Here is a 12,159-nt window from a genome sequence, read left to right on the forward strand (position 1 = left end):
AGCCTTTTCGGGGCTCAAAGGGGGCTTTGCGCCGGGGCTGGATCATAGAGTAGGAAAAGGCTCAATGGCTCTTTACGAGCATATTTTCATTGCGCGTCAGGACGTGACGCAGCAACAGGTCGAGGCGCTCGTCGAGCAGTTCTCGAACATCCTCAAGGAAAACGGCGGTTCCGTCGCGAAGACCGAATATTGGGGTCTGCGCAATCTCGCCTACAAGGTGAAGAAGAACCGCAAGGGCCACTACGCCCTCATGAACATCGACGCTCCGTCGGCGGCCGTGGCCGAGATGGAACGTCAGCAGGGCATCAACGAAGACGTGCTCCGCTTCCTCACCACCCGCGTCGAAGAGCATGAAGCCGGCCCGTCGGCCATGCTCCAGAACCGTGGCAGCCGCGACGAGCGCGGCGGCAGCGGTGGCCGTGGCGACCGCTTCGATCGTGGCGACCGTCCGCGCGGCGAGCGTTTCGACCGTGGTGGCGATCGTGGAGACCGTCCCCGCTTCTCGCGCGACCGCGACGAAGCTGCCGCAACGACGGAAGGGAGTGACGAATAATGAGCACCTCAGCGCAGCCCGCTCGCCGGCCCTTCTTCCGCCGCCGCAAGACCTGCCCGTTCTCCGGCGCCAACGCCCCGAAGATCGACCACAAGGACACGAAGCTCCTGACGCGCTACGTCTCGGAGCGCGGCAAGATCGTGCCGAGCCGCATCACGGCCGTGTCCGCCAAGAAGCAGCGTGAACTCGCCCGCGCCATCAAGCGCGCGCGCTTCCTCGCTCTCCTGCCCTACGTCATCGGCTGAGCCCGGAAAAGGAGAGAGACATGCAAGTCGTACTTCTGGAACGGGTCGAAAAGCTCGGCCAAATGGGCGATGTGGTGAAGGTGAAGGACGGGTTCGCCCGTAACTTCCTGCTGCCTCGCAAGAAGGCGCTCCGCGCCACCAAAGAAAACATGACGCGTTTCGAAGCGCAGCGCGCGCAGCTCGAAGCCCGCAACCTCGAGCTGAAGTCCGAGGCCGAGCAGGTCAAGGCGAAGTTCGACGGCCAGACCTTCATCATCCTGCGTCAGGCTGGTGAAACCGGTCACCTCTACGGTTCGGTCAATGCCCGCGACATCGCCGAAGTGGCGACCGCCGGCGGCTTCTCGACCAACCGCAACCAGGTCACGCTCGAGCACCCGATCAAGACGATCGGCCTCCATGCGGTCCGCGTCGTTCTCCACCCCGAAGTCTCGTCGACGATCTCGATCAACGTCGCCCGCTCCGAGGAAGAGGCCGCGCGCCAGGCAGCCGGTGAAGACCTCACCCGCCGCACCGACGAGGACGAAGACGAGATCGAGGCTGCCGAGTTCTTCGAATCCGAAGAACTCGCGGCGGCAGCCGAAGGCGAGAACGCCGAGGGCGAGGCGGAAGCGGAATAACCGCCATCCGAACAATCGTTTAAAAGGGCGTTCTCGCGGGAACGCCCTTTTTTATTGTCCCGCGCGAAGTCGCCCTTTGCGACCGGCATCAATTTTTTATTGATTCCAAACTGGCTTTAACTTTTCATAGTGGCGTTATGGGGGAGGTACGAACCGGGTCGGGTCCGGTCGTGTACTGACTGGAGCCGATCTCGCGTCAACTCTGGCGACGGAGGTTCCATGCTGTTCGGCGTTCTACTCAAGCAAGTCGTCTCGCGGGGTACAGTCCACGTCATCGACTGGAATGGCAACACCAAGACCTATGGGGACGGTACCGGCCGGCCGCTCACCATCCGCCTGCACGACAAGGGCCCGCATCTCGCCCTCGCCCTCAATCCCTATCTGAAGCTCGGCGAATATTACATGGACGGCCTGCTCACCGTCGACGAGCCCGCCACGATCTATGATCTCCTCGATGTCATTCTCGGCAATCTCGGCACGGGCTATCCGAGCACGGCCTACAAGGTCTATGGAGCGCTCCGCCGTGCCAAGCGCCGCATCGATCAGCACAATCCGATCGGCAAGGCACAACAGAACGTCGCCCATCACTATGATCTCGACGGCGGTATCTACGATCTCTTCCTCGACGCCGACAAACAATATTCCTGCGCCTATTACGCAGATTCCTCGATGACGCTCGAGGAGGCGCAGACGGCGAAGAAGCGGCATATCGCGGCGAAGTTGCAGATCGAGCCGGGGATGAAGGTCCTCGATATCGGCTGCGGCTGGGGGGGCCTTGCGCTGACGCTCGCGGAGGAGACCGGTGCCGATGTCGTCGGCGTGACGCTGAGCCAGGAACAGCACAAGGTCGCCACAAAGCGGGCCGAGGAACGCGGCCTTTCCGACCACGTGAAATTCCATCTTCAGGATTACCGCACGCTCGACGACACCTTCGATCGCATCGTCTCGGTCGGCATGTTCGAGCATGTCGGCGTCGGCCACTATCCCGAATATTTCAGCGGCGTAAAACGCTTGCTGACGGAAGACGGCGTCGCCCTCATCCATACGATCGGCCGGCTCGATCCTCCGGGTTCGACCAATCCATGGATCGCGAAATACATCTTTCCCGGCGGCTATATTCCGGCGCTGAGCGAGATGGCGGCGGCGGTCGAAAAGACCGGGCTCTTCATGACCGACCTCGAAGTGCTGCGCCTTCACTACGCCGAAACGCTGAAGGAATGGCGCCGCCGTTTCATGGCCAAGCGCGACATCGCGGCGAAGATCTACGACGAACGCTTCTGCCGCATGTGGGAATTCTACCTCGCGGGCTCCGAAACCTCGTTCCGGCACGAAGGCATGGTCAACTTCCAGCTCCAGCTCGCGAAGAAGATCGACGCCCTGCCCCTCACCCGCGATTATATGGGCGAGCGGGAAAGGCAACTCGGCGCAGTTCCGATGCAGCGGCGGTTGCGCGCGGGCGAATAACGCCCGCGCCGCCGTCGATAAGATTCAGAGCTTGCCGCGATTGTCGATGCTGAAACCGCCGGCTCCATGCGCGACGATCTGCAGGAACCCACCCGCCATCGCGAGGTTCTTCATGAAGTTGATGAATTGCGCCTGATCGGCGAAATCGTTGTGGAACGCAAATCCCGTGACGATGCAGAAACCGGCGAGCACGAAACCCGCGACACGCGCCTGGTAGCCGACGAGGATCAGCAGACCGCCGCCGATCTCGACAATCAGGGAAAGCGCATAGGCGACCTGGGGCAACGGCAGTCCATGAGAACCGATATAGGCGATGGTGGCCGCAGGTGCTGCTAGCTTGCCCGCGCCTGCAATGAGAAAAATCAGGCTCAGCAGTACACGGCCCAAGGGTGCCGCGAGTGGAATCAGCTTGTCCATATCGATCTCCTCCCATACGCGCCGCTTCGGCACGTTTCGTCAGAACCCTAGGCGGAGCAAGGCCGCGTTGACTACTGCCGACGCCGCAAAGAATTGTTTCAGCAGTCGAAACAATCGGCGGCGTCGGGCGACTCGGCTTATAGTCATTCGGTCCACAGGCTTTTCGTGCCGGAAACTCCTTTCCAATCAGGGTATTGGGACGGTTGGACAAAGTTATCAAAGGCTGTGGAGAAGTAAGATGGGGACGGCCTTCGAAACGCTACAAATCGGCGCTTCAGCCTGGTTCGCCTTCGCGTAAAACGAGACCATGGAAAACACATCGCAAGCCTTTGCCAGCGTGCCCGACGACGAAGGCACCGAGGGCTACCGCGTCCCGCCTCACAACATCGAGGCGGAGCAGGCACTGCTGGGCGCCATTCTGGTCAACAACGAAGCCTATGACCGGCTATCGAGCTTCCTCGAACCGACGCATTTTTTCGACGCGCTGCACGGCCGCATCTATGAGGCATCGGCGAAACTGATCACGGCGGGCCATCTCGCCTCGCCGGTCACTCTGAAAAACTTCTTCGAGCGCGACGAGGCGCTGACCGAGATCGGCGGTCCGCAATATCTGGCGAGGCTTGCCGGCGCGGCGACGACGATCATCAACGCGGAAGAATATGGCCGCACGATCTACGACCTTGCGATCCGCCGCGAACTGATCCAGGTCGGCATCGGACTGCACAACCGCGCCTATGACGCACCCGTCGACGACACGCCGGCGGCGCAGATCCTCGAAGCCGAACAGCAGCTTTATCAGCTCGCCGAACGCGGCAAGTACGAGGGCGGCTTTCGCAGCTTCCATGAATCGCTCAAGGGCGCCATCGACATGGCGGCGGCGGCCTATGAGCGCGACGGCGGCCTTTCCGGCATCTCCTCGGGCCTGCGCGATCTCGACAAGATGATGGGCGGCCTGCAGCCATCCGACCTCATCATCCTCGCGGGACGCCCGTCGATGGGAAAGACGGCGCTCGCCACCAACATCGCTTTCAATGCGGCCAAGGCCTACAAGGCCGAACATCACACCGATGGCACGGTCGAGGTGAAGGACGGTGCCATCGTCGGCTTCTTCTCGCTCGAAATGTCGGCGGAGCAGCTCGCCACGCGCCTTCTCGCCGAGCAATCCGGCGTACCCTCCGAAAGCATCCGCCGCGGGCGCATTCAGGAAGACGAATTCCACGCATTGGTCGACGCCTCGCGTGAGTTGCAGAGCATTCCGCTCTATATCGACGACACGGGCGGCCTCACCATCGCGACGCTGGCGGCCCGCGCTCGTCGGCTGAAACGCCAGCGCGGCCTCGGCCTCCTCGTCATCGACTATCTGCAATTGCTCGCCGGTTCCGGCAAGTCGGGCGAAAACCGCGTGCAGGAAGTGACGCAGATCACGACAGGCCTGAAGACGCTCGCCAAGGAACTCAACGTACCCGTGCTGGCGCTGTCGCAGCTCTCGCGCCAGGTCGAAAGCCGCGACGACAAGCGGCCGCAGCTCTCGGACTTGCGTGAATCGGGTTCGATCGAACAGGACGCCGACGTCGTGATGTTCGTCTTCCGCGAGGAATATTACGTGCAGCGCCGCGAGCCGCGCGAAGGCACGCCCGAACATCTCGCCTGGCAGGAAGAGATGAACCAGGTCCACGGCCTCGCCGAAGTCATCATCGGCAAGCAGCGCCATGGACCGACCGGCACCGTTAAACTACAGTTCCAGGCCAATGTGACGCGCTTCGCGGATCACTTTGCCGAAGATCACCTGCCGGACCACATGTCTTGAGCTTGCCTGAACCCCTTCGCGACGGACCGGCCGCCTTGTCCGATCCGGCCTCGACCTCCGCTATTCTCACCGTCGATCTCGACGCGGTGGCCGCGAACTACCGCCATCTCCGGTCGCTCGCCGATGGCGCCGATGTCGCCGGGGTGGTCAAGGCCAATGCCTATGGCGTCGGCATGGTGCCGGTGGCACTGACGCTCGCTCGCGAGGGATGTCGGAACTTTTTCGTCGCGGATCCCGATGAAGGTGCAGCCCTGAGGGCGGCGCTTCCGGACGCTGCGATCTATGTCACCAATGGACTGATGCCGGGCGCCGGCGCCGCTTATCGCGCTCATGCACTGTCGCCCTGCCTGGGAAGCCTAGCAGAGATCGAGGAGTGGCGCCGGGAGGCGGCGCTTGCCGGGCGCGCACTTCCCGCCGCGCTCCACTTCGATACCGGCCTCAGCCGCTTGGGCTTCGACGAGGCGGAAACACATCGCCTGATCGGCAGTGCCGCTTCCCTTGCCGGCCTCGACATCGCCCTCGTTATGAGCCACCTCGCCTGCTCGGACGAGCCGGAGCATCCCCTCAACGCGCTGCAACTCAGTCGCTTCAAGCCCATCCGGGCGGCCTTCCCGTCGGTTCCCGCAAGCTTCGCCAATACGGCCGGGGTACTGCTGGGGTCGGAATACCGCTTCGACATGGTCCGGCCGGGCTATGGCCTCTATGGGGGCATTCCCGCCGAGGGACAGCCAAATCCCTTCCGGCAGGCGATCCGGCTGGAAGGCCGCGTCCTGCAGATTCGTGATGTGCCCGCCGGGACCACGGCCGGCTATGGCGCCACCTGGAAGGCGGAGGGCCCTCGCCGCCTGGCCGTGGTCGCGACGGGCTATGCGGATGGCTATTTCCGCAGCCTCGCTTCGGCCAGGGGCGCGGGCCGTGTCCATATTGGCGGGCACTACGCGCCAGTCGCCGGACGGGTCTCCATGGACCTGCTGATCGTCGATCTGACGGGCCTCCCGGAGGAGGCCGTCCGCCGGGGCGACCTTGCCGAACTGATCGGGGAACATGTGACCCTGGACGAAGTCGCTGACCGGGCCGGCACAATCGGCTATGAGGTGCTGACGCGCTTGGGAGATCGCGCCAAGCGGCACTACACTGGCGGCCATCTTGGGGCCACAGAATCATGAATGATGGCCGGCGTCGTTTGAGCGTCCGGTCAGCCACCCGCGGGGAGCAGCCTTGAATTTTTTCGCAATTATCGGCCGGGTCGTTCTGGCACTGCTCGGCGAGATCGGCCGGCTTGCGCTCTTCACATGGTCGAGCGTCAGCCACATCTTCCGCCCCCCCTTCTTCTGGCGTCTTCTCGGCCAGCAGATGATGCGGATCGGCTACTTCTCGCTGCCGGTCGTCGCCCTCACCGCCTTCTTCACCGGCGGCGCGCTGGCCCTGCAAATCTACTATGGCGGCAGCACGATCAACTCCGAGAGCATCGTCGCCACCATCGTCGCGCTCGGCATCACGCGGGAACTCGGACCCGTCATGGCGGGCCTGATGGTCGCCGGCCGCGTCTCGGCGGCGATCGCTGCCGAACTCGGCACCATGAAAGTGACCGAGCAGATCGATGCGCTGACCACGCTCTCGACCAACCCGTACAAATACCTCGTGGTGCCCCGTGTCGTCGCGGCCGTCATCACCCTGCCGCTCCTTGTCTTCATCGCCGACGTGATCGGCGTGATGGGCGGCTTCATCGTCTCGACGGCAAGCCTGCATTTCAATCCGGCCGTCTACGTGCAGAACACCATCAACTTCCTGAAGGCCGACGACGTGACCTCGGGCCTCATCAAGGCCGCCGTCTTCGGTTTCGTCATCGCGCTGATGGGCTGCTTCCAGGGCTTCAACTCGAAGGGCGGCGCGCAAGGCGTCGGCCGCGCGACGACCAATGCGGTCGTCACCGCATCCATTCTCATTCTGGCGTCGAACTATGTGATGACGTCGCTCCTCTTCGCGAAGTGAGACTTCAGAATGACTGACACACCCAAGATCGAACTGAAGAACGTCACCAAGCGTTTCGGCTCGAAAGTCGTGCTCGACAATCTGAGCCTTACCGTGCCCAAGGGAAAATCGCTCGTCGTCATCGGCGGCTCCGGTACCGGCAAATCGGTGATGCTTAAATGCGTTCTCGGCATCCTGCGTCCCGAGAAAGGCGAAATCTACGTCGATGGCGAGAATGTGCTGAAGATGTCGACGACCGAGCGCGAGCAGTCGCTGCGCAAGTTCGGCATGCTCTTCCAGGGCGCGGCGCTCTTCGACAGCCTTCCCGTCTGGCAGAACGTCGCCTTCGGCCTCATCCAGGGCCGCAAGATGCGCCGCAAGGAGGCGAAGGACATCGCCATCGACAAGCTCGGCAAAGTCGGCCTTGGACCGGAAGTCGGCGAGCTCTATCCGGCGGAACTTTCGGGCGGCATGCAGAAGCGCGTGGCTCTCGCCCGCGCCATTGCGACGGAGCCTGAGATCATATTCTTCGACGAACCGACGACGGGCCTCGATCCGATCATGGCCGACGTCATCAACGATCTCATCGTTGCGAGCGTGAAGGATCTCGGCGCAACGGCCCTCTCGATCACTCATGACATGGCGAGCGCGCGCAAGATCGCCGACGAGATCGCGATGATCTACAAAGGCAAGATCATCTGGGCAGGTCCGCGCGCGGATATCGATTCCAGCGGCAACGACTATGTGGACCAGTTCATTCATGGCCGCGCCGACGGCCCGATCAAGATGGACGTGCTGAAACCCTGATGGCCCGTGCCTCGCGCACCTTCGTCTGCCAGTCCTGTGGCGCAGTGACCCCGCGCTGGGCGGGCCGGTGCGAGTCCTGTGGCGAGTGGAACACCATCGTCGAGGAGCAGGCGGAAAGCTCAGGCGTCGGCGGAGGCCCTTTGAAAGTTGTCGGCAAGAAGGGCCGCCAGATCGAACTCGTGTCGATGGCGGGCGAAACGGCGGACCCGCCGCGTCTCGTCACCGGCGTCACGGAATTCGACCGCGTCTGCGGCGGCGGGCTGGTACCGGGCTCCGCGCTCCTCGTGGGCGGCGATCCGGGCATCGGCAAATCGACGCTGTTGCTGCAGGCGATGGCGGCGCTCGGCCGCAAGGGCGCTGACGTGGTCTATATCTCGGGCGAAGAAGCAATCGCTCAGGTCCGCATGCGCGCGCGCCGGCTCGGCCTCGCCGATGCCGCGGTGCAGCTCGGCGCGGAGACGAACCTCAAGGACATCATCGCGACGCTGGAAACCGGTAAGGCACCGGCCGCCGTCGTGATCGACTCGATCCAGACCATGTGGAGCGAAGCCCTCGAATCCGCACCCGGCACGGTCAGCCAGGTCCGCGCGACCGCGCAGGACCTCGTCCGCTTCGCCAAGCGCCATGGCACGGCGATCATACTCGTGGGCCACGTGACGAAGGACGGCCAGATCGCCGGCCCCCGCGTCGTCGAGCACATGGTCGACTGCGTACTTTATTTCGAGGGCGAACGTGGCCACCAGTTCCGCATCCTGCGCGCGGTGAAGAACCGCTTCGGCCCGGCGAACGAGATCGGCGTCTTCGAGATGGGCGAACTGGGCCTCCAGGAAGTGCCAAATCCCTCCGCCCTCTTCCTCGGCGAGCGCGATGGCGAGACGAACGGCTCGGCTGTCTTCGCGGGTATCGAGGGGACGCGGCCGGTGCTGGTCGAAATTCAGGCGCTGGTCGCGCAAAGCTCGCTCGGCACGCCGCGCCGCGCCGTCGTAGGCTGGGACTCGGGCCGGCTCTCGATGGTCCTCGCCGTACTGGATGCGCGCTGCGGGCTGACGCTCGGCGGGCAGGACGTCTACCTCAACGTCGCCGGTGGCCTGCGAATCAATGAGCCGGCGGCCGATCTCGCCGTGGCCGGCGCGCTCGTCTCGTCGATCACCGGCAATGCCCTCCCCTCCGACTGCGTCATCTTCGGCGAGATCAGCCTGTCTGGCGCGATTCGGCCGGTGAGCCAGATGGAGGCAAGGTTAAAAGAAGCTGAAAAACTGGGCTTCAAACGCGCCATCCTACCCACTTCGACCGCCCGGCAACGGCCTTCGACGGGGCTCGCTCTGACCGAAATTTCCGACCTCGCCGGCCTCGTCGCCTACCTTGCTGCGGGCGAAACCAGACGCCCGCGCGAGCGGCGCAGCAACGACCTGTGATAGGATCACCGCATCAGGGAGTGGAGGATTGATGCTTTTCGACGGCATCGTCATAGCGGTTCTGCTGATTTCCAGCGTACTCGCATTGCTGCGCGGCTTCACGAACGAGGTTCTGTCGATCCTTGCCTGGGTCGTCGGCGCGCTCGCCGCCATCTGGCTCTTTCCCTATGTGACGCCGCTCTTTCGCACGTTGATATCGCCGGCCTGGCTCGCCGCAGTCGCCGCCGCGCTGGCTGTTTTCGTCGTTGGCTATGTGCTGGTTGCGGCCTTTACCGCACGCTGGGCCAACCATCTGCTGGCTCTGCACGAGCAGGCCGAAAGCCTCGATCGGACGCTGGGCTTTCTCTTCGGCCTCGTACGCGGCCTCTTGATTGTGACGGTTGCGTACCTATTTTTCGCATGGCTGGTACCCAATCCCGCCGATCAACCCGACTGGATCAGAAACGCCCGGTTACGTCCTCTCGTTGAGAGGTCCGCGGCCGCCCTTTTCACTCTGGCACCCTCCGGGGCGCGAATCGATGCCGTCGATCGTACGCCGCGGACGAGCCCTCCGCAGCGGCAGACAGCGGCCCCGGCCGCCCAGCCCAGCGCGCCAGCGGCAAATCCGCCACCGGTTTCATCCGGCAAATCGGGCGCTGACACGGGCAACGCCCCCGGCTATAACACCTCCGAACGGAGGGGGCTCGACAGGCTGTTCGAGAACACTGAGTAACGGATATCCCCTTTGGGAGCGCATCGGATGTACCAGCAATTGTCCCTCCCTCTTCCGGATGAGGCCCGAACGAACGGGCCGCGGAAACGCAGCGCCCTGATCGAGGGCGGGCTCACCGAGCGGGACCTTGACGGAGACACGCTGCGCGAAGAGTGCGGCGTGTTTGGCGTTTTTGGCCATCCCGACGCCGCCGCCCTGACCGCGCTCGGCCTCCATGCGCTCCAGCATCGCGGCCAAGAAGCGGCCGGCATCGTCGCCTATGACGGCGAGCACTTCCATTCCGAGCGGCGCCTCGGCCTCGTCGGCGACCACTTTTCCAGCGAGAAAGTCATGCACCGGCTGATGGGCGATATCGCCATCGGCCATGTCCGCTATTCGACGACGGGCGAGACGATCCTCAGGAACGTGCAACCGCTCTTCGCCGACCTCTGGGGCGGCGGCTTCGCCATCGGCCATAATGGCAACCTCACCAACGCCATCACGCTGCGCAACGAGCTCGTGCGCGCGGGCGCGATCTTTCAGTCGACCTCCGACACGGAAACCATCCTGCAGCTCGTGGCCCGCAGTCGCAGCCCCCGCGTCATGGACCGCTTCGTCGACGCACTGCGCCAGATCGAAGGCGCCTATGCCCTCGTCGCGCTGACGCCGAAGAAGCTCATCGGCGCCCGCGATCCGCTCGGCATCCGTCCGCTGATCCTCGGTACGCTCAATGGCGCGCCGATCCTCTGTTCCGAAACCGTGGCCCTCGACATTATCGGCGCCGATTTCGTGCGCGAGATCGAGCCCGGCGAGATCGTCGTCTGTACGCGCGAGGGCATCGAGTCGATCCGCCCCTTCCCTCCGCAACGTCCGCGCCCTTGCGTCTTCGAATACATTTATTTCGCGCGCCCTGACAGCATCGTCGATGGCCGCAGCGTCTATAATGTCCGCAAGGAGCTGGGTCGCCAGCTCGCGATCGAGAGCCATGTCGAGGCGGACGTCGTGATCCCGGTGCCCGACTCCGGCGTGCCTGCCGCGCTGGGCTACGCTACGGAATCCGGCATTCCGTTCGAACTCGGCATCATCCGCAATCACTATGTCGGCCGCACCTTCATCGAACCGACGCAGCACATCCGCCAGCTCGGCGTGAAGCTGAAGCACAATGCGAACCGTGCGATCGTCGAGGGCAAGCGCATCATTCTCGTCGACGACTCGATCGTCCGCGGTACGACGTCGGTCAAGATCGTGAAGATGATGTACGAGGCCGGTGCGAAGGAAGTGCACATGCGCATCGCCAGCCCGCCGATCACGCATCCGGATTTCTACGGCATCGACACGCCCGAGCGCGAACAGCTTCTCGCCGCGCAATACGACCTCGAAGGCATGCGCGACTATATCGGCGTCGACAGCCTCGCCTTCATTTCTGTGGACGGCCTCTATCGCGCGCTCGGCTACACCGGCCGCGACCAGGAATACCCGCAATTCACCGATCACTGCTTCACGGGCGACTATCCGACGCCTCTCACCGACAAGGCCGGCGAACAGCGGACCAGCCAGTTGTCGCTGCTCGCCGAAATCGCGTAAGGCTTCAAAACAATGGCAGGACGTCTTCAGGACCGCCTCGCGGTCATCACCGGCGCCTCGCGCGGCATCGGCCGCGCCGTGGCGCTCGGCTATGCCGCCGAAGGCGCGCATGTGATCCTCGTCTCGCGCACCGTCGGCGGGCTTGAGGAGGTCGACGATGAAATCCGCAAGGTCGGCGGCAAAGCGACACTGGTACCGCTCGATCTCACCGACTTCGACGCCATCGACCGGCTCGGCGCAACGATCTTCGAACGTTGGGGCAAGCTCGACATCCTCGTCGGCAATGCCGGCACGCTCGGCACACTGACGCCTGTGAGCCATCTCGAAATCAAGGCCTGGGACAAGCTCCTCAACACCAACATCACCGCCAACTGGCGCATGATCCGTTCTTTCGAGCCGCTGCTGAAGCGCTCGGAAGCCGGCCGCGCGATCTTCGTGACGTCGGGCGCCGCGCATAAGGCGAAGCCCTATTGGGGCGGCTACGCGATGAGCAAGGCGGCGCTCGAAGCCCTGGTGCAGACATGGGCCGCCGAATGCGCGAATACCAGCGTCCGAGCGAATCTGCTGAGCCCCGGCCCGACCCGCACC

The 12,159-nt window shown here is 63.7% G+C and carries 13 protein-coding genes; 12 read left to right on the plus strand and 1 reads right to left on the minus strand.

Annotation, left to right across the window (positions count from 1 at the left end; all coding sequences use genetic code 11):
• Positions 1-64: 64 nt before the first annotated feature.
• From rpsF to VMR03_RS04905, 4 genes are all read left to right on the plus strand, one after another.
• Positions 65-553 (plus strand): 30S ribosomal protein S6, encoded by a 489-nt coding sequence (gene rpsF / locus VMR03_RS04890; RefSeq protein WP_325402840.1) that lies wholly within the window; start codon positions 65-67, stop codon positions 551-553.
• On the plus strand, positions 553-798 hold the full coding sequence (rpsR, locus tag VMR03_RS04895; protein ID WP_325402842.1) for a 30S ribosomal protein S18: 246 nt from the start codon (positions 553-555) through the stop codon (positions 796-798). The genes rpsF and rpsR overlap by 1 nt, the downstream gene beginning before the upstream one ends.
• Before the next feature lie 20 nt (positions 799-818).
• Positions 819-1,415 carry a 50S ribosomal protein L9 gene (gene rplI, locus VMR03_RS04900; RefSeq protein ID WP_325402844.1) on the plus strand — a complete coding sequence of 199 codons (597 nt, stop codon included), beginning with the start codon at positions 819-821 and terminating at the stop codon, positions 1,413-1,415.
• A 219-nt stretch (positions 1,416-1,634) separates the two neighbouring features.
• Positions 1,635-2,879 (plus strand): cyclopropane-fatty-acyl-phospholipid synthase family protein, encoded by a 1,245-nt coding sequence (locus VMR03_RS04905; protein ID WP_325402846.1) that lies wholly within the window; start codon positions 1,635-1,637, stop codon positions 2,877-2,879.
• Positions 2,880-2,903: 24 nt separating this feature from the next.
• Here VMR03_RS04905 and VMR03_RS04910 read toward each other — a convergent pair whose 3' ends face one another.
• The gene (locus tag VMR03_RS04910) at positions 2,904-3,296 is read right to left on the minus strand and encodes a DoxX family protein (protein WP_325402848.1); all 393 of its coding nucleotides are present in this window, start codon (positions 3,294-3,296) and stop codon (positions 2,904-2,906) included.
• A 307-nt stretch (positions 3,297-3,603) separates the two neighbouring features.
• Between VMR03_RS04910 and VMR03_RS04915 the strand changes: the two genes are divergently transcribed.
• From VMR03_RS04915 to VMR03_RS04950, 8 genes are all read left to right on the plus strand, one after another.
• Complete coding sequence (locus VMR03_RS04915; RefSeq protein WP_325402850.1) at positions 3,604-5,103, plus strand: replicative DNA helicase; 1,500 nt, start codon at positions 3,604-3,606, stop codon at positions 5,101-5,103.
• Complete coding sequence (alr, locus tag VMR03_RS04920) at positions 5,100-6,269, plus strand: alanine racemase (RefSeq protein ID WP_325402852.1); 1,170 nt, start codon at positions 5,100-5,102, stop codon at positions 6,267-6,269. The genes VMR03_RS04915 and alr overlap by 4 nt, the downstream gene beginning before the upstream one ends.
• Before the next feature lie 52 nt (positions 6,270-6,321).
• A complete protein-coding gene (locus VMR03_RS04925) occupies positions 6,322-7,095 on the plus strand; it encodes an ABC transporter permease (protein WP_325402854.1) in 774 nt (257 codons plus the stop codon).
• Between the two features lie 9 nt (positions 7,096-7,104).
• Entirely contained in the window at positions 7,105-7,881 is a 777-nt protein-coding gene (locus tag VMR03_RS04930; RefSeq protein WP_325402856.1) for an ABC transporter ATP-binding protein, read from the plus strand.
• On the plus strand, positions 7,881-9,296 hold the full coding sequence (radA, locus tag VMR03_RS04935) for a DNA repair protein RadA (protein ID WP_325402858.1): 1,416 nt from the start codon (positions 7,881-7,883) through the stop codon (positions 9,294-9,296). Before VMR03_RS04930 ends, radA begins: the two co-directional genes overlap by 1 nt.
• Before the next feature lie 31 nt (positions 9,297-9,327).
• On the plus strand, positions 9,328-10,008 hold the full coding sequence (locus tag VMR03_RS04940) for a CvpA family protein (protein WP_325402860.1): 681 nt from the start codon (positions 9,328-9,330) through the stop codon (positions 10,006-10,008).
• 96 nt (positions 10,009-10,104) lie between these two features.
• The gene (gene purF / locus VMR03_RS04945; RefSeq protein WP_414693147.1) at positions 10,105-11,571 is read left to right on the plus strand and encodes an amidophosphoribosyltransferase; all 1,467 of its coding nucleotides are present in this window, start codon (positions 10,105-10,107) and stop codon (positions 11,569-11,571) included.
• A 12-nt stretch (positions 11,572-11,583) separates the two neighbouring features.
• A partial coding sequence (locus VMR03_RS04950; RefSeq protein WP_325402864.1) for an SDR family NAD(P)-dependent oxidoreductase occupies positions 11,584-12,159 on the plus strand: 576 nt, incomplete at its 3' end.

The sequence above is a fragment of the Parvibaculum sp. genome, assembly GCF_035511255.1.
Lineage (GTDB): Bacteria > Pseudomonadota > Alphaproteobacteria > Parvibaculales > Parvibaculaceae > Parvibaculum.